This window comes from Streptomyces sp. NPDC053076 (assembly GCF_044546845.1).
Classification (GTDB): domain Bacteria; phylum Actinomycetota; class Actinomycetes; order Streptomycetales; family Streptomycetaceae; genus Streptomyces.
Map to the genome: position 1 here is coordinate 184,358 of NZ_JBITZL010000010.1, position 18,142 is coordinate 202,499.

The following is an 18,142-nucleotide window of genomic DNA, read 5'->3' on the forward strand; positions in this document are numbered from 1 at the left end:
CCCCTCAGCCATGGGCAAGGGCGCTTCGACGCGACGCGGACACCGGCCGGCCGACTTCCTCGGCCAGCCGGTGCAGCGCGTCCGGTCGCGCCAGCGCGGCGCCCTCGTCGAACGCCGCGCGGTACTCCTGCTCGCCGAGCCGCCCGATCAGCCGCTCGGCGAGTTCGCGCAGCTCCGGCTCACCCGCGTCGAACGCGCCCCGCATCACCTGGCTCATGCCGAGCGAGCGAGCCGCACCACCCGGATCACCCTCCAGGGCGAGCAGCCCGCCGAGCAGCTCCGCCACCCAGGCGAGACCCGCTCCGGCGCCCTGGGCCAGCAGCCCGCCGGCCGCCTCGGGCAGCAGAGCCCGCGCCCCCGCGGCGTCACCCGCGGCGAGCCGGTTCTCCATCCGGGTGGAGACGATCAGGTCCCGGGCCAGCCCCTCGGGGAGGGACCGGCCGCGGACGAACGACTCCAGCTCGTCGAGCACCCGGTCGGCGCCCGCCAGATCGCCTTCCCTGCGGTGCAGATTGGCCATGCCCGCCACGATGTTGGCCTCCAGACGGCGGTGCCCCCGCTCCCGGGCCTGCCCCTGGGCCCACTCCAGGTCGCGCCGCGCCCCGGCCAGGTCGCCGCTGCGCCGCCGCTCGCGGGCCAGACGGACCCGGCCGAGGTCAAGGTAGTCGTCGGTGCCGAGCTCCGAGCTGAGCGCGACGACCCGTTCGAAGGTGGCGATGGCGCGCGCGTACTCGCCGCGCAGCGAGTGGTCGCGACCGACCGGGAGCAGGCTCATCACCAGGCCCCACCGGTCGCCCACCTCCTCGAAGCCGCGCAGCGCCGCCAGCCGGGAGACCTCGCCGGTGCGCAGATCGCCCTGCTCGGTGAGGACGAAGTCGTACGCGAGGTGGGCACTGGCCCGCACCCAGGGGTCGGGCGACCGGAGCGAGCGTGCGAGACGCTCTTCCGGTGACTCCGACTCGACGTCCGCAACGGCGAGTTGGGAGATGCGCAGGAACAGCCCGGCCGGGTGGAACTCGCGGGCACCCGCCGAGTCCACGTCCGCGATCAGCGACCGCGCCCGGGCCGGCGCGTCCCCCAGGGCACGCAACTCCACCAGTGCGGAGTCGAGTTGTGAACTCATACCGCGCACGCCCCAGTACCAGGACAGTGCCCCGACGAACCGGGCGGCCAGGTCCCCGTCCCCGGCGTCCACGGCCGACCGCAGCGCGTGCGTCAGGTTGGGGTGCTCGGCGTCGAACACCGCGATCGCGTCGAGCTGCCGGCCGGTACGCAACCGCGGTTCGTGTTCCTCCGCGAGGGCGAGGAAGTACCGTGCGAACGGGCCTGCGACATCGTCCCCGGAGGCTTCGAGGCGGGTGACGGCGTAGGCGCGCACGGTCTCCAGCATTCCGTACCGCGGCTCGCCGTCACCCGTGTCCGAGGAGTCGACCAGCGACTTCTCGATGAGTCCGTCGAGGGTGTAGAGGATGTCGTCGGCGGGGAGTGCCGCGTCCGCGCAGACCGCTTCGAGGGCGGCGAGTGTCGCCCCGCCGGGGAACGCGGACAGGCGGCGTACGAGGACGCGTTCGGGCTCGTCGAGCAGGTCCCAGCTCCACTCGACGACCGCGAGCAGCGTGCGCTGGCGCGGCAGGGCGGTGCGGCTGCCCGAGGTCAGCAGCCGGAACCGGTCGTCGAGGCGGCGGGCTATCTGGCCCACGCCCATCGAGCGCAGCTTGGCTGCGGCCAGCTCCAGGGCGAGTGGCAGCCCGTCGAGCCGCCGGCAGATCTCTACCACGGCGCCGACCGTGGCGTGGTCGAGCGTGAATCCCGGCCGGACGCTCGCGGCCCGGTCGACGAACAGCCGCACCGCGGCCGACCGTGCGGCCTCGGCGGGATCCGGAGCGCCGGCCGGCACATCGAGCGGGCCGAGATGGCACAGCACCTCGCCGTCGACGGCGAGCGCCTCCCTGCTGCTGGTGAGGATCCTCAACTGCGGCAGCCGCTGGAGCAGTTGCCCGGCGAATGCGGCGGCGGCGTCGACGAGGTGCTCGCAGTTGTCGAGGACGAGGAGGGCGTCCCCGATGTCGAGCAGCTCCGCCAGCCTGTCCACCGGGGTGGCTCCCTGGGTGCGCCCGGCGTCGTAGAGGGCGCCGTCCGTGGAGCCGACCGCGCCGAGTACGGCGTCGGCCAGCTGGCCGGGCGCCCCCACCCCGGCGAGCGGCACGAACCAGACACGGCCACGCTCCTGGGCCCGGTCCCGGCCGACGGCTTCGAGGGAGAGCCGGGTCTTGCCGGCGCCGCCCGGGCCGACGATGGTGACCAGCCGGGACGCGGCCATCAGCGCGGCCAGCTGGGAGAGTTCGCGCTCACGGCCGACGAAGCTGGTCAGCCGGGGCGGCATCCGGTTCACCGCCGTCTGCGACCGGGCCGCCGTCGGACGTGGCAACTCCCCGCGCAGGAGGGCGAGATGGGCCTCCCGGAGTCCGGCCGACGGATCGACGCCCAGTTCGTCGGCGAGCCGCTCGCGGATCTCCTCGTACGCCGCGAGGGCGTCCGACTGGCGGCCCGCCGCCCACAGGGCCCGCATCCGCAGTTCGGCCAGGCGCTCGCTCAGCGGGCTGGCGGCTGCCGCCGTGCTCAGGTCGGGGAGGATCTCCGTGTGCCGGCCCAGACGCAGCTCGGCCTCGAAGAGGTCCTGAGCCGCCGCGGCCCGCAGATCGTCGAGGCGGGTGACGACAGCGGCGGCGAAGGGCGCCTCCCGTACGTCGGCGAGCGCCTCGCCCTGCCACAGCCCCAGCGCCTCGCGCAACACGACCGCCGCCTGGTCGTGATCGCCGTCCGCACACTGTCTGCGGCCCTCGGCGGCCAGCTGCTCGAACCGGGCGGCGTCGACCTCGATCCCCTCGTCCGCGGTGAGCCGATAGCCCCCGGCGGCGGACTCCACACGGGCCGCCCCGCCCAGCGCCCTGCGCAACCGGGACACCAGGGATTGCAGCGCGTTGCCCGCCTCGGCCGGTGGGCCCTCCCCCCACAGGCCGTCGACCAGCGCGCCCACGGACACCGGGCGCCCGGCCTCCAGGGCGAGCCGGGCACACAGCATGCGCAGCCGGGCCCCCGGGACGGAGACCGACGGCACACCGTCCGCGCCATCCCCGTGTCCCCGCACCTGGACAGGGCCCAGCAGAACTATGCGCACGGCGCTCCCCCAATGATCAACCGACGACGCGACACAGCATCCAGCACGGGCCGTGCCCGGTAAAGGCCGAAGGGACGAACGGCAGGAGGGCCGACAGCAGGGGGGCCGACAGCAGGGGGGCCGACAGCAGGGGGGCCGACAGCAGGAGGCGGAAGGAGGCGGAAGGAAGTAAGGAGGGAGGGAAGAAGGCAGCGGCGGGAGGCGGCAGCTGACCGGGGCGGCCCTGCCGGGACACCGACGATGAACCGGGCGACCTTGACCGGGACACCGACGATTAGCCGGACGACCTTGACCGGGACACCGACAGTGAGCCGGACGACCTTGACCGGGACGCCGCTGACGGGCGTGGTGAGCGGGAGGCGGCCAGCCGCCGGAAAGGTGCTGCGAACGGACGTTCAGGCTGTTTGAACGGGGCCGTCCGGGGTCAGATGGACGACGTTCCGAGGAGGATCAGATGTCCGTGCCCCGCCCGTCCGCAGCCCCTCGCGTCCTGGTCGGCGTGAGTGGCTCCCCGGGCAGTCTCACCGCCCTGGCCCGGGCCGCCGAGGAGGCCCGGTGCCGCGGAGCGGAGCTGTGGCCGGTGCTGGCGTGGGAGCCGCCCGGCGGGGATCTCGCCGCGTGCAGGTCCCCGGTCGCCTCCGCCATGGTCGGCGAGTGGGAGGAGGTGGCGCGGGCGCGGCTGCTCACGTCGCTGTGTGCCGTGTTCGGCGGTACCGACACCGGATTGCCGGGAGGGGTCCTCCTGGTCCGGGGCGCCCCCGGACCGGCTCTGGTGCGGACCGCCGACCGGGACGACGACCTGCTCGTGCTCGGTGCCGGGGCGCGTGGCCGGCTGCGCCGGGCGCTGTGGCCGTCGGTCGGCCGCTACTGCCTCGCCCACGCCGGCTGTCCCGTGCTCGCGGTGCCGCCGTCCCCGCTGCGTGCCGCGCTGGCCACCCTGCACCGCCGGAACGCCCTGCGGCTGCGCCTGGACACGCGGCTCCTGGCGCGTGAGTCGGGGACCGCGCCGCCCGACACCTCGGGCCGTCCGCCCACCGTACGGCGAAGGCCGTGGTGAGCGCATCGTCGGCGGCCCCCACGGCTTTGACGGGTCCCTTACGGCCCCGGCGAGAACGGCGGGCCCGAGGTGCCGGCCGACGCCGCCCGGTGAGGACAGCGGGCCCGCGGTGCCGGCCGTGAGGACCGCGGCCCGGGATGTCAGCCGGTGCCGGACAGGGTTGACGTACTCAGGCGGGGGCGAGTACGTGGCCGGGTTCGGGGCGTCGGTCGGCAGGGATCTAGGCTTTCCCCTGGAGGAGATTCGCTTCGTCCGTGCGGTCTGTTGAATCATGAAGGAAGCCCCGTTGAACTTCTGGTCGATCTATCAGCACGGCTTCGCACGCGTCGCCGCGTGCACGGGCCACACCGTCATCGCCGACCCGCATGCCAACGCCGAGGCGGTCCTGCGCCAGGCGCGCCGGTGCGCGGACGAGGGCGTCGCCGTCGCCGTCTTCCCCGAGCTGGGCCTGTGCGGCTACTCCATCGAGGACCTGCTGCTCCAGGACGCGCTGCTCGACCAGGTCGAGACCGCGCTGCGGACGGTCGTGGCCGGCTCGGCCGACCTGCTGCCGGTGCTGGTCGTCGGCGCCCCGCTGCGCCACCGCCACCGGATCTACAACTGCGCGGTGATCGTGCACCGGGGCCGCGTCCTCGGTGTCGTACCGAAGTCGTATCCGCCGAACTACCGGGAGTTCTACGAGCGCCGGCAGATCGCCGACGGCCACGACGAGCGGGGCGGGACCATCCGGGTCGCGGGCACGGAGGTGCCGTTCGGCGTGGACCTGCTGTTCGCGGCCGAGGACGTGCCCGGGCTCGTGCTGCACACCGAGATCTGTGAGGACATGTGGGTGCCGGTGCCGCCGAGCGCGGAGGCCGCACTCGCCGGGGCGACCGTGCTGATCAACCTCTCCGGCAGCCCGATCACGGTCGGCCGCGCCGAGGACCGCAAGCTGCTGTGCCGCTCGGCGTCCTCCCGCTGCCTGGCCGCGTACGTCTACGCGGCGGCCGGACTGGGCGAGTCCACCACGGACCTGTCCTGGGACGGACAGACCATGATCTACGAGAACGGGGTGTTGCTGGCCGAGAGCGACCGCTTCCCGCTCGGTGACCAGTACGCGGTCGCCGACGTCGATCTGGACCTGCTGCGGCAGGAGCGGCACCGGATGGGCACCTTCGACGACAACCGCCGGGCGCACGGGGCGCGTACCGGCGACTTCCGGACGGTCTCCTTCGAGCTGGACCCGCCCCTCACCGACCTCGGGCTGCGGCGGCGCGTCGAGCGGTTCCCGTTCGTGCCCGCCGACCCCGAGCGGCTCGCCCTCGACTGCTACGAGGCGTACAACATCCAGGTCGCCGGGCTCCAGCAGCGGCTGGCCGCGATCGGCGGCCCCAAGGTCGTCATCGGCGTGTCCGGCGGTCTGGACTCCACGCACGCGCTGATCGTCGCCGCCCGGGCGATGGACCGCGCGGGCCGGCCACGCAGCGACATCCTGGCCTTCACCCTGCCGGGCTTCGCCACCAGCGACCACACCAAGGACAACGCCCACAAGCTGATGCGCGCCCTCGGCGTCACGGCCGCCGAACTGGACATCACGCCGACCGCCCGGCTCATGCTCAAGGAGATCGACCACCCGTTCGCCTCCGGCGAGCCGGTCTACGACGTCACCTTCGAGAACGTGCAGGCCGGCCTGCGCACCGATTACCTGTTCCGGCTCGCCAACCAGCGCGGCGGCATCGTCCTCGGCACCGGCGACCTCTCCGAGCTGGCGCTCGGCTGGTCCACGTACGGCGTCGGCGACCAGATGAGCCACTACAACGTCAACTCCGGCGTGCCCAAGACGCTGATCCAGCACCTGATCCGCTGGGTCATCAGCAGCGAGCAGTTCGACGAGGAGACCGGCAAGATCCTGGCCGCGATCCTGGACACCGAGATCAGCCCCGAACTGGTCCCGGGCGAGGAGATGCAGTCCACCGAGTCGAAGATCGGCCCGTACGCGCTGCACGACTTCACCCTCTTCCACGTGCTGCGCTACGGCTTCCGGCCGTCGAAGATCGCCTTCCTGGCCTGGCACGCCTGGCACGACCCGCGGGCCGGGGCCTGGCCGCCCGGCTTCCCCGAGGCCGACCGGGGCTCGTACGACCTGGCCGAGATCCGGCACTGGCTGGAGGTGTTCTGCCGCCGCTTCTTCGCCTTCTCGCAGTTCAAGCGCTCGGCCATGCCGAACGGGCCCAAGGTCTCGGCCGGCGGCTCCCTCTCCCCGCGCAGCGACTGGCGTGCCCCGTCCGACGGCAACGCCGAGGCGTGGCTCAAGGACCTCGGCCGCTTCGACCTGCCGGAGACACAGACCCGGGCGTAGGCGCCCGGTACGGCAGGCCCGCGCTCGGCGCGCTCAGTTGTTCCAGGTCTCGTCGTACGGGTCGTGCGGCACCGGAACCGGCCTCGCGGAGGTGACCTTCAGGTACGGGACCGGGCCGTTGTTGACCGGGTCGCGGGTCAGACCGGGCGCGTAACCGCCCGTCACCTCCAGCCAGGCGTCCGGCCGGAGGACCGGCGGCAGCTGCCCGGTCAGCGCGATCTTCACCGGCTGGGCGTCCGCGGCACAGCAGTTGAGTGCCATGCGGACCAGGTAGGGCGTGCCCGAGTGGTCCAGGGCGAGGAAGCCGGTGACCCGGACGGGCCGGCCGTGCAGGGAGCGGCCGTGGCCGTAGGCCGCGCGGGAGGCGTAGTCGACGACGGAGAGCGGGACCGGGTCGCCGGCGGGCAACGGGCCGTAGCCGTACGGCTTCTGCAGGGCCGTACCGGAGCGCAGGGCGCTGTACGAGCCGAGGGCCGGCGGCGCGACCAGGATGAGGGCGAGGAGCGGCAGCAACAGCAGCCAGGAGACGCGGGGTTCGGGGTGCGCATGCCCCTGGGCCCCGCCCCGCCGACCGCGCCGGCGCTCGTACCAGACCGTCGCCAGGGCCGCCGCGATCAGCACAGCGCCCGATACCAGCAGCAGCGGGCGCAGCCCCGCCTTCACATAGCGCAGGGCGAGATCGGTGGCACCGGCGTGCAGCAGGGCGGCGCCGAGCAGGAACAGGACGGCCGCCTGCGCGTGACGGTTCACAGCAGCACCGCCCCGGTCAGCACGGCACCCAGGGCGGCCAGCGCGAAGGTGGCGGGCGCGAACCGGAGCGCGAAGCCGCGGCCGAAGGTACCGGCCTGCATCGCGAACAGCTTGAGGTCGATCATCGGGCCCACCACCAGGAACACCAGCTTGGCCGTCGGGGAGAACTGGGTGAGGGAGGCCGCGACGAACGCGTCCGCCTCCGAGCAGATGGACAGCAGGACCGCCAGCACGGCGAGGGCGAGCACCGAGACCACGGGAATGCCCGCCGCCGTGCCCAGCCAGCCCGCCGGGACCGCCGCCTTCAGCGTCGCCGCGGCCGCCGCGCCGAGCACCAGGAAACCACCGGCGTGCATGACGTCGTGCCGGACCGAGCCCCAGAACGCCTCCCCCTTGCCTGCGGCCTCGTGCGCGCCGTGGACCGGCGGGCGCAGCCAGTCCGTACGGCCCAGCCGCTGCCACAGCCAGCCCATCGCACAGGCCACCAGCAGGCTCGCCAGGAACCGGGCCAGGACCATCTCCGGGTGCCCGGGGAAGGCGATCGCGGTGGCGGTCAGCACCACCGGGTTGATCGCGGGCGCGGAGAGCAGGAAGGCGAGGGCGGCGGCCGGGGGCACGCCCCGGCGGACCAGCGCGCCCGCCACCGGAACCGACGCGCACTCGCAGCCCGGCAGCACCGCGCCCGCGAACCCCGCCACCGGCACGGCCAGGGCGGGCCGGCGCGGCAGGGCGCGCGCGAAGAAGGACGCCGGGACGAACACCGCGATCGCCGCCGACAGCAGCACCCCGAGCACCAGGAAAGGCAGCGCCTGCACGGTCACCGCCACGAACACCGTCATCCAGCTCTGCATGGCCGGGGAACCGAGCAGCCCGCGGATCGGGGACTGGGCGAGCACCGCCGACATCAGGGTGAGCGTCAGCACCAGCGGGGAGCTGAGCCGCCTGCCCGCACGGCCGGGCGGGGACTCGGGACGTCGTACGTCCGCACCCGGCGGTGCGTCTTCGGTGATGGCCACGGCTGGTTACCTCCGGCTGCTGCTCTCCCTCCCCCTCCGTACGCGGGCCCCGGCACGGGTGTTCAGCCATTGCTGGAACCACGCGACTCCTTGGGCCACTCTTTTCCCTTGTGGCGAGCGTTCCGTATCAAGGGGGGCCGGGGTCCCCGCAGGCGCACATGGTGGTGTGCGGTGACGACGGACTCGCGCACCGGCTGGCCGCCGAGCTGCGCGGGGTCCACGGCGAACAGGTCACCCTCGTCGTACCGCCGAACGGCCGCACCGCCCGGCCCCCCGTGGTCGGACGGGCCCGGGCCGCCTCGGCGGCACTGTTCGACCGCGTGGTCAGCGCCGCGGTGGGCTCCGTCGGCCGGACCGGCATGGCCGGGGCGCCCTCCGGAGTTGCGGACGGCCAACGCGACGACATCGAGGGAACGTTGGAGGCCACCGAACCGACCGAGGCGGTGCTCGCCGAGGCCGGGGTGGCACGGGCCACCGCCCTGGCCCTCGTGTACGACGACGACGAGACCAACATCCGGGCCGCGCTGACCGCCCGCCGGCTCAACCCCCGGCTGCGGCTCGTGCTGCGGCTCTACAACCGGCGGTTGGGCCAGCACATCGAGGAACTCCTCGACCAGGCCGCCACGCTGGCCGCCGGGGACGAGGAGGACGGGCCTGGCACCGGCACCGAGACCTCCACGACCGTGCTGTCCGACGCCGACACGGCCGCGCCCGCGCTGGCCGCCACCGCCGTCGCCGGCACCAGCAAGGTCGTCCAGACCGACGGCCTGCTGCTGCGGGCCGTGGAACGGCCGCTGTCCGCGGACGGGCCCGGCACCGGCGGGCTGTGCACCCTCGCCCTGCTGTCGGGCGGCGATCCGGACGGCGGCGGGGAACAGCAGCCGCGGCTGCTGCCCGACGACGAGGAGGTACGGCAGGCCGCCGGACGGCACGCCGTGGTCCTGGAACAGGTCTCCTCCGCGGCCGGTACGCGGTCCGCCGCGCCCAGCCGCCGGATGACCGGCGTCATGCCGCTCGCCTCCCTCTTCTCCCGGCGGCTGCGCTGGTCCCTGGCCGGCCTGGCCGGCTGCGTGGTCGGCCTCGCCGTCGCCCTGTGGCTGGTGACCGGCATCCACCCGCTGCGCGCCTTCTACGTCACCCTCCTCGACCTCTTCGCGATCGACGACCCGGCTCTCGGGGCATCGCCCGGCCGGCAGCTCCTGCAACTCCTCTCCGCGCTCCTCGGATTGCTGCTCCTGCCGGTGCTGCTGGCCGCCGCCCTGGAGGCGTACGGCACCTTCCGCACCGCCTCCGGCCTGCGCAGGCCGCCACGGGGTCTGAGCGGGCATGTGGTGCTGCTCGGACTGGGCAAGATCGGCACCCGCGTGCTGACCCGGCTGCGGGAGCTGAACATCCCCGTGGTGTGCGTCGAGTCCGACCCGGAGGCCCGGGGTCTCGCCACCGCCCGCCGGCTGCGGGTGCCGGTGGTGCTCGGGGACGTCACCCAGGAAGGTGTCCTGGAGGCCGCCCAGATCCACCGGGCCCGCACGCTGCTCGCGGTGACCAGCGCGGACACCACCAACCTGGAGGCCGTGCTGTACGCGCGGACCGTACGGCCCGATCTGCGCGTGGTGCTGCGGCTGTACGACGACGACTTCGCCACCGCCGTGTACCGCACCCTCCGGGCCGCGTACCCGCACGCGCTGACCCGGAGCCGGAGCGTCACCCACCTGGCCGCGCCCGCGTTCGCCGGGGCGATGCTGGGACGGCAGGTACTGGGGGCGGTCGCCGTGGAGCGCAGGGTGCTGTTGTTCGCCGCGGTCGACGTGGACAGGCATCCCCAGCTGGAGGGGCGGACCGTGGGGGAGGCGTTCCGGGCCGGGGCCTGGCGGGTTCTGGCGCTGGAGGGGCGGACCGACACCCCTGCCGACCATGTGCTGTCGAGAGGGGACAGGGTTGTCGTCGCCGCTACTCGCAGGGGGCTCGCGGAGTTGCGGTGAGCCCCCAGGGAGCTCCGCCCCCTGACCCCCCCGCCCCGCCCACGCACCCGGCTCGGTCAGCTCAAAGGCCACCCGCGAAGGCACCCGGCTCGGGCGGCTGGGAGGGCCGCCCGGGGAGGCAGTCGGCCCGGGTGGCCGGGAGGGCGGGCCGGAGTCAGTGGGTTCGGCCGGCTGGGAGGGTGGGGTGGAGAGGCAGGTGCCGTTCTGCGAAGTCCAGTTCCAGTCTCACCTGCTTGATCCGCTCCTCCACCACCAGTGAGCCGTGCCCCGCGTCGTACCGGTACACCTCGTGGACCGCGCCCCGGGCCTCCAGTCTCTTGACGTAGTTGTCGATCTGGCGGATCGGGCAGCGCGGGTCGTTGACGCCCGCCGAGATGTAGACCGGCGCCTTGACCCGGTCGACGTACGTCAGCGGGGAGGACGCCTCGAAGCGCTCCGGGACCTCCTCCGGGGTGCCGCCCAGCAGGGTGCGGTCCATGGCCTTCAGCGCCTCCATCTCGTCGTGGTACGCGGTGACGTAGTCCGCGACCGGCACCACCGCGATGCCCAGCGCCCAGGCGTCCGGCTGGGTGCCGACGCCGAGCAGGGTGAGGTACCCGCCCCAGGAGGCGCCCGTGAGGATCAGGCGGGCCGGGTCGGCGAGTCCGGAGGAGACCGCCCAGTCGCGCACCGCGGCCACGTCCTCCAGCTCGATCAGCCCCACCCGGTGCTTGAGGGCGTCGGTCCAGGCGCGCCCGTAACCGGTGGAGCCGCGGTAGTTGACGCGGACCACCGCGTAGCCGTGGTCGACCCAGGCGGACGGGCCCGCCGCGAAGGAGTCGCTGTCGTGCCACGTCGGGCCGCCATGCAGGTCGAAGACGGTGGGGAGGGGGCCCGTGGCGCCCGCCGGCTTCTGGATCAGAGCGTGGATGCGACCGCCGGGGCCCTCCACCCAGACGTCCTCCACCGGCACCGAGGGCGGGCACGTCATGCCCGGAGGATCCAGCACCACACCGCCGGTCGTGGAACGCACCACCGGGGGCTCGGCGGCCGACGACCACAGGTACTCCACGCTGCCGTCGGGGCGGGCCGTCGCGCCGGACACCGTGCCCGGCGGGGTGGGGACGCGGGTCCGCTCACCGGCCGCCAGGTCGTACCGGAACAGCTCGCTGCGGCCCTCGAAGCTGTGGGCGATGAGCAGGGCCGAGCCGTCCGGACACCACTCGGCGCTGACGTCACCCGGCAGGTCCAGGGCCAGATCCTTCTCCTCGCCGGTCGCCAGGTCCCACACCAGCGGCTCCCAGCGGCCCCGGCGCTGGTGCCCGATGAGCAGCCGGGTGTCGCCGTCGACCGGAGCGAAGCCCAGCACCTCCAGGCCCAGCTCCTCGGTGCCGCCCTTGGTGTCGTCCAGCTCGGCGACCGTCGTGCCGTCCGGGCGGAGCACGCGCAGGGCGGCGTGCATGGCGTCGCCGTGCTCGGTGTGCTCGACGGCGATCAGGGAGCCGTCGTGCGAGAGGTCACCGACGCCCGCCGACTCGCGGTGCCGGTAGATCTCCACCGGGTCCGCGCCCGCACGCGCCAGGTGGATGGTCGTGCCGTCCTCGTCCGTGGAGCGGCCGACGACCGCCGTGCGGCCGTCGCGCGACAGGGCGAGACCGGCCGGATAGGACGGGGCGAGACCGGGCACGGCCGGCTCGTCCGCGCCGCCCGCGAAGGGCTGGCGGCGCCAGATCCCGAACTCGTCCCCGTCCTTGTCGTCGAACCACCAGATCCACGCGCCGTCCGGGGAGAGCACGCCGTCCGTCGTGCCGTTCGGCCGGTCCGTCGCCTGCCGCTGCTCGCCCGTCGCGCGGTCCCAGGCGTACAGCTCGTACGTCCCCGTCGCGTTCGACACGAACAGGGAGCGGTCCGGCGCGTCCTCCGCCCAGTCGGGCAGCGACACCCGCGGCGCCCGGAAGCGCTTCTCCCAGTTCGGCATGTCCGATGTGTCCGGCATCCTGCTCTCACTCATGGCCCCAGTCATGCGCCCATATTGCCTGGCCGCGCCGGCAATCGGGGTGCCGCTGTACGCAGGCTGTGGATAACTTCCGGATCACCGGGTTCCCGCACGAGCACGACGTGTCGTTCTTCCCGCGCTCCGCGCACTTCGAGGTGCGCGACGGCCACCACCGCTCACCGGGGGACCATCCGCGCGTCCCGCTGACCTGCCAGCGCCCGGTGAGCACGGCGGGCAAGGACTGACCCGCGGCCGATCCGCCGGTGCGGGCGCCGTACCGTGGAGGGCGTGTACCGCTTTCTGCTGACACCCCGCTGGTGGGGCATCAACGTCTTCGTGCTGCTCGCCATCCCGTTCTGCATCTTCATGGGGTCATGGCAGCTGAGCCGGTTCGAGGGCCGGGTGCAGGACCATCGTGCCGCGAGCGAGCAGGCCGCGTCCGGTCAGGACGAGGCCGCGCGTCCACTGCGGAGCATGCTGCCCGTCGACAAGAACACCTCGGGGCGGCGGGTCACCGCCAGCGGGCGGTACGGCGAGCAGCTGCTCGTGCCCGGACGGGAGCTGGACGGCAAGCGCGGCTTCTACGTCCTCACCCTGCTGCGCACCGACTCCGGCAAGGCGCTGCCCGTGGTGCGCGGCTGGCTGCCGGGTACGGCCGACTCCGCCAGGGCTCCCGCCGCACCGACCGGTGAGGTCACCGTCACCGGCGCGCTGCAGGCGTCCGAGACGCCGGGGGACAACGGGGTCAGCGCCGCGGGCGGGCTGCCCGCCGGACAGACGGCGGCGATCAGCTCGGCGTCACTGGTCAACCTGGTGCCGTACCGGCTGTACGACGCGTGGGTGACGCTGGACAAGGGCGACGCCGGGATGAAGGCCGTACCCGCGAGTGCGCCGGAGGGTTCGGGGCTGGACCTGAAGGCGTTCCAGAACCTCGGCTACACCGGGGAGTGGTTCGTGTTCGCGGGCTTCGTGGTGTTCATGTGGTTCCGGCTGCTGCGCCGGGAGGTGGAGTTCCAGCGGGACGCCGCGCTGGGCCTGGTGCCGGAGGGCTCGGAACAGACACCGGTCCCGAGCGGCTGACCCCGCACCGGCAGCATCCCGGAAAGGGCCGCGCCCGGTCGGCCGTACCCCCGCGGAGCGCTACACCCCCGCCAGCACCCCGGTGTAGTAGACCGTCCCCGCGCATGCCCCCGGTACCACCGCCGTCGCCGCCGGGGCGCCGCCCTGGGCCGTGTGGGTGACCGCGATGCTGCCGTCGGCCGTGCCGTCCTCGGTGACCAGCTGGGTCGTGGTGCCCGCCGCGCCGGTGGTGTCGGCCGTACCGCCGGAGTCACTCGCTTCCTGGGTCGGCGTCGGGTCCGGCGAAGGGGCGCCCGTGCCGGTGTCGCCCGTGCTGCCGCCGCCGGTGGTGGGACAGGTCTCCGAGGGCACGAAGGCGAACCTCTCCTCGTACGCCGCGCCGGGCTGGAGGACCAGCGTGGAGACCTCGAGGGACGGGTCGGGCAGGGAGGCCGCCGCGTCCCCGGCCACGTGCCGGACGGCGGTGACCTTGGACTGGTCGGCGGCGCCCTGGGCCGTGGGCGTGACACTGCCCGGGCCGCCGACCGTGCAGGCCGCCTCGGAGATGTTGGTGACGCGGAAGCTGCCGTAGACGACCCCCGCGGAGTCGGGGGCGTTCACGGTGCCGGTGGCGGAGCCCAGCTCGATCGCCGTGCACAGCGGGGCACCCGCGGCCAGGGTCGCGGAGGGGTTGACGCTGCCGGGGGCGGTGCCGCTGTGGCCGCCCTTGTCGATCTTCTCGTCGTGCTTGCCGGGATCCTTGCCGGGCGGGACCGTCGCACCCCCGGGGTCCTGCCGGCCGCCCTTGTCGGTGCCCTGGTCCTTGGTCTGGCCGGTGCCGCCCTGCGCCTCGGAGGACTGGCCGGCCATCGCGGTGTTGGGGTCGGTACCGCCGGCCTGGGAGACATGCACGAGGGCGGGGATCGCGGTGCCGATGAACAGGGCCGCCGCGGCCATGCCGACCACCGCCTGCCGCTTGCGGGCACGGCGCGCGGGAACGGCCCGGCGCAGATGCTCCAGCGTGCCGGAGCGCGGTTCGATGCCGTCTACCGCCGAGTGCAGCAGGCTGCGCAGACCCAGCTCGTCCGAGCCGAGTCCGTCGATACCCGGGCCGAGCGCCTCAGGGCCCTTGTCGTCGGGGCCGTGGTTCACAGTTCCGTTCCCAGCGTGCGATTGCGTGTGCTCTTGCCCGTGACGCCCCGTCGGCTCGTGCCGGGCGCGGGACGGGCGACGTTCAGGGGAGTGGTGCTCAGGGGAGTGACCGTCATGGGAATCGCCCCCTTCGGCGTTGCCGCTCATACCGTCTGCTCCATGGCCACCCGCAGCGCGGCGATGCCCCGCGAGCCGTACGCCTTCACCGAGCCCAGGGATATGCCGAGCGTCTCGGCGACCTGAGCCTCGGTCATGTCCGCGAAGTAGCGCAGCACGAGGACCTCGCGCTGGCGGCGCTGCAGGCCCTTCATCGCCTTGATGAGGTCCCGGCGTTCCAGCTGGTCGTAGGCGCCCTCTTCCGCGCTCGCCATGTCGGGCATCGGCTTGGAGAGCAGCTTCAGGCCGAGGATGCGCCGACGCAGCGTGGACCGGGAGAGGTTGACGACCGTCTGCCGCAGGTAGGCGAGGGTCTTCTCGGGGTCACGGACGCGCTTGCGGGCCGAGTGGACGCGGATGAACGCCTCCTGGACGACGTCCTCGCAGGAGGCGGTGTCGTCGAGGAGGAGCGCGGCGAGACCGAGCAACGAGCGGTAGTGCGCCCGGTAGGTCTCGGTGAGGTGGTCGACGGTGGTCCCGACGGCCTCGGTCGCCACGGCACCCGCGGGTTCCTCGACGCCGTCGCGCTGACTGGGTATGCGGGCGGGCCGCGCTGCGGGCATGGGCGCGATCACCGGCATGCCGCCGGCCGTGCGGGGCCGGAGCCCTGCGCGGGGCCGCAGTGCCGTGCCGCCACGGGCCACACTGAGTTCGAGTACCTCTGCCACGCCAGTTGGACACGCTTCCCCCCTTGAGGGTTGTACGTGCCGGACGTCACATGTGCGACGATCGACGGTGCCTCAAGTGCCGACATGCGCCCCGCTCTTCCCTTATGTCCCATTTGAACGGGCGTCCCCACGCCCCGATCACGGCGTCCCCACGCCAGGATCATCACGTCCCCAGGTCCCGCAAGGGTGACCGCAAAGACGCTCCCCGCCCTCCGTACGGTTGCGGAAGGCGGGGAGTGAAATCCTCTGCTGCCAAGAGGGACGGTTCAAGTGGTGTGGACCATGCTCCCGGCCACACTTCTTACACGGATCCTACAAAGCCGTCATGTGCGGCCGGGCGGCTCCGCCGTCTCCGCCGCGATCAGTTCGGCGATCTGGGCGCAGTTCAGCGCGGCGCCCTTGCGCAGGTTGTCGCCGCACACGAAGAGTTCGAGCGCGGTCGGGTCGTCCAGCGTCCGGCGCAGGCGGCCGACCCAGGTCGGATCGGTGCCCACCACGTCGGCGGGGGTGGGGAATTCGCCGGCGGCCGGATCGTCGCAGAGCACCACGCCCGGCGCGGTGGCGAGGATCTCGCGGGCGCCGTCGACGCCCACCTCGCGCTGGAAGCGGGCGTGGACGGTCAGCGAGTGCGTGGTGACCACCGGAACTTGCACGCAGGTCACGGCGACCGGCAGCTTCGGCAGGCCGAGGATCTTCCGGGACTCGTCGCGGACCTTCATCTCCTCCGACGACCAGCCGTCCTCCCTGAGCGACCCGGCCCACGGCACGACGTTGAGCGCGACCGGCTCCGGGAACGGCCCGGTGTCGTCCCCGACGGCCCGCCGTACGTCCCCGGGCTTGGTGCCCAGCTCGGTCCCGGCCACCAGCGACAGCTGGGCCCGGAGCGTCTCCACACCGGCCTGTCCGGCCCCGCTCACCGCCTGGTACGACGACACCACCAGCTCACGCAGGCCGAACTCGGCGTGCAGCGCGCCCAGGGCGACGATCATCGTCATGGTCGTGCAGTTGGGGCTGGCGACGATCCCGCGCGGACGGGACCGTATCGCGTGCGGATTGACCTCGGGCACGACGAGCGGCACGTCCGGGTCCATCCGGAAGGCAGCGGAGTGGTCGACGACGACCGCGCCGCTCGCGGCGGCGACCGGCGCCCACTCGGCGGCGACCTCGTCCGGGACGTCGAACAGCGCGATGTCGACCCCGGCGAAGGCGTCCTCCGTCAGGGCCACCACCTCGACCTCCTCCCCGCGTACGGCCAGCTTGCGGCCGGCCGAGCGGGGAGAGGCGATCAGACGGATCTCACCCCAGATGTCCGCGCGCTGGGACAGGATCTGGAGCATGACCGTGCCGACGGCCCCGGTCGCTCCCACGACCGCGAGCGTCGGCTTGCCGGTCGGTGCCATCAGCGGCCCGTGCCTCCGTAGACGACGGCCTCGTCGGTGTCGGAGTCGAGCCCGAAGGCGGTGTGCACGGCGCGGACGGCCTCCGGCACGTCGTCCTTGCGGGTCACGACCGAGATCCGGATCTCGGAGGTCGAGATCAGCTCGATGTTCACGCCCGCGTCGCTCAGCGCCTCGAAGAAGGCGGCCGTGACCCCCGGGTTGGTCTTCATGCCGGCGCCGACCAGGGAGATCTTGCCGATCTGGTCGTCGTAGCGCAGCGAGTCGAAGCCGATGCCCGGCTTGTTGCGCTCCAGCGCGTCGATGGCCTTGCGGCCCTCGGTCTTCGGCAGCGTGAAGGAGATGTCCGTCAAACCCGTGGAGGCGGCGGACACGTTCTGCACGACCATGTCGATGTTGATCTCGGCATCGGCGATGGTCCGGAAGATCGCGGCGGCCTCACCCGGCTTGTCCGGCACACCGACGACCGTGACCTTGGCCTCGGAGGTGTCGTGCGCGACACCGGAGATGATGGCCTGCTCCACCTTCTGGTCCCCAATCGGCTCACTGCTGACCCACGTGCCCTGAAGTCCGCTGAAGCTGGACCGGACGTGGATCGGGATGTTGTAGCGGCGGGCGTACTCCACACAGCGGTGGAGCAGCACCTTGGAGCCGGAGGCGGCGAGCTCCAGCATGTCCTCGAAGGAGATCCAGTCGATCTTCTTCGCCTTCTTCACCACGCGCGGGTCGGCGGTGAACACGCCGTCGACGTCGGTGTAGATCTCGCAGACCTCGGCGTCGAGGGCGGCGGCCAGGGCCACGGCCGTCGTGTCGGACCCGCCGCGCCCCAGCGTGGTGATGTCCTTCTTGTCCTGGCTGACGCCCTGGAACCCGGCGACGATCGCGATGTTGCCCCGGTCCAGGGACTCCCGGATCCGGCCCGGCGTGACGTCGATGATCCGGGCTTTGTTGTGGACCGAGTCGGTGATGACGCCTGCCTGGCTGCCGGTGAACGACTGGGCCTCGTGGCCCAGGTTTTTGATCGCCATCGCCAGCAGAGCCATGGAGATACGCTCTCCGGCGGTCAGCAGCATGTCGAACTCCCGACCGGCAGGCATCGGAGAAACCTGCTCGGCGAGATCGATCAGCTCGTCCGTCGTGTCGCCCATCGCGGAAACGACGACGACAACTTGGTTGCCGTTCTTCTTCGCTTCCACGATCCGCTTGGCGACGCGCTTGATGCCCTCGGCATCGGCTACGGAGGAGCCTCCGTACTTCTGCACGACAAGGCCCACGTGCGCTCCTCGCTCGGTTCGTTTATGTCGGCTCAGTCTATCGAGCGTCCGAATTCCACCACCCTGCTCCCGCATGGTGAGACATCGGACGCCCGCGTCCGGCACCTGCCCAGCCTTCGGCGGACCACGCGACAAAGTGCCCC

General features: G+C 73.1%; 13 protein-coding genes. 5 read left to right on the forward strand and 8 right to left on the reverse strand.

The genetic code is table 11. The features are described from left to right. Positions 1 to 4 precede the first annotated feature (4 nt). A complete protein-coding gene (locus ACIGYR_RS33220) occupies positions 5 to 3,178 on the reverse strand; it encodes a BTAD domain-containing putative transcriptional regulator (protein ID WP_399606479.1) in 3,174 nt (1,057 codons plus the stop codon). Positions 3,179 to 3,632: 454 nt separating this feature from the next. Between ACIGYR_RS33220 and ACIGYR_RS33225 the strand changes: the two genes are divergently transcribed. Continuing rightward, a complete protein-coding gene (locus tag ACIGYR_RS33225; protein ID WP_399606477.1) occupies positions 3,633 to 4,235 on the forward strand; it encodes a universal stress protein in 603 nt (200 codons plus the stop codon). A 271-nt stretch (positions 4,236 to 4,506) separates the two neighbouring features. Beyond that, positions 4,507 to 6,573, forward strand: coding sequence for an NAD(+) synthase (locus ACIGYR_RS33230; RefSeq protein WP_399606475.1), 2,067 nt, complete (start codon positions 4,507 to 4,509; stop codon positions 6,571 to 6,573). A gap of 33 nt (positions 6,574 to 6,606) precedes the next feature. On the opposite strand, the gene ACIGYR_RS33235 is transcribed toward ACIGYR_RS33230, so the two are convergent. After that, positions 6,607 to 7,323 (reverse strand): TIGR03943 family putative permease subunit, encoded by a 717-nt coding sequence (locus ACIGYR_RS33235; protein ID WP_399606473.1) that lies wholly within the window; start codon positions 7,321 to 7,323, stop codon positions 6,607 to 6,609. Continuing rightward, the gene (locus ACIGYR_RS33240; RefSeq protein ID WP_391847644.1) at positions 7,320 to 8,339 is read right to left on the reverse strand and encodes a permease; all 1,020 of its coding nucleotides are present in this window, start codon (positions 8,337 to 8,339) and stop codon (positions 7,320 to 7,322) included. Before ACIGYR_RS33240 ends, ACIGYR_RS33235 begins: the two co-directional genes overlap by 4 nt. A 158-nt stretch (positions 8,340 to 8,497) precedes the next feature. Here ACIGYR_RS33240 and ACIGYR_RS33245 point away from each other — a divergent pair, with 158 nt between their 5' ends. Next, entirely contained in the window at positions 8,498 to 10,318 is a 1,821-nt protein-coding gene (locus tag ACIGYR_RS33245; RefSeq protein WP_399606470.1) for an NAD-binding protein, read from the forward strand. Positions 10,319 to 10,472: 154 nt separating this feature from the next. Here the strand turns inward: ACIGYR_RS33245 and ACIGYR_RS33250 are convergent, their stop codons facing one another. Beyond that, positions 10,473 to 12,308, reverse strand: coding sequence for a S9 family peptidase (locus ACIGYR_RS33250; RefSeq protein ID WP_399606467.1), 1,836 nt, complete (start codon positions 12,306 to 12,308; stop codon positions 10,473 to 10,475). A gap of 65 nt (positions 12,309 to 12,373) precedes the next feature. On the opposite strand from ACIGYR_RS33250, the gene ACIGYR_RS33255 reads away from it, so the two are divergent. Together ACIGYR_RS33255 and ACIGYR_RS33260 are read left to right on the forward strand one after the other, a co-directional pair. Continuing rightward, the gene (locus tag ACIGYR_RS33255; RefSeq protein ID WP_399606465.1) at positions 12,374 to 12,538 is read left to right on the forward strand and encodes a hypothetical protein; all 165 of its coding nucleotides are present in this window, start codon (positions 12,374 to 12,376) and stop codon (positions 12,536 to 12,538) included. Positions 12,539 to 12,581: 43 nt separating this feature from the next. Next, complete coding sequence (locus ACIGYR_RS33260) at positions 12,582 to 13,373, forward strand: SURF1 family protein (protein WP_399606463.1); 792 nt, start codon at positions 12,582 to 12,584, stop codon at positions 13,371 to 13,373. Positions 13,374 to 13,433: 60 nt separating this feature from the next. Here ACIGYR_RS33260 and ACIGYR_RS33265 read toward each other — a convergent pair whose 3' ends face one another. The 4 genes from ACIGYR_RS33265 to ACIGYR_RS33280 form a co-directional block, all read right to left on the reverse strand. Further along, complete coding sequence (locus ACIGYR_RS33265; RefSeq protein WP_399606461.1) at positions 13,434 to 14,504, reverse strand: hypothetical protein; 1,071 nt, start codon at positions 14,502 to 14,504, stop codon at positions 13,434 to 13,436. A gap of 143 nt (positions 14,505 to 14,647) precedes the next feature. Continuing rightward, a complete protein-coding gene (locus tag ACIGYR_RS33270) occupies positions 14,648 to 15,328 on the reverse strand; it encodes a SigE family RNA polymerase sigma factor (RefSeq protein WP_399606459.1) in 681 nt (226 codons plus the stop codon). Positions 15,329 to 15,651: 323 nt separating this feature from the next. Beyond that, positions 15,652 to 16,728: an aspartate-semialdehyde dehydrogenase gene (locus tag ACIGYR_RS33275; RefSeq protein ID WP_399606456.1), complete on the reverse strand. Its 1,077-nt coding sequence runs from the start codon at positions 16,726 to 16,728 to the stop codon at positions 15,652 to 15,654. After that, positions 16,728 to 17,999: an aspartate kinase gene (locus ACIGYR_RS33280; protein ID WP_391847638.1), complete on the reverse strand. Its 1,272-nt coding sequence runs from the start codon at positions 17,997 to 17,999 to the stop codon at positions 16,728 to 16,730. The genes ACIGYR_RS33275 and ACIGYR_RS33280 overlap by 1 nt, the downstream gene beginning before the upstream one ends. Between the last annotated feature and the right edge of the window lie 143 nt (positions 18,000 to 18,142).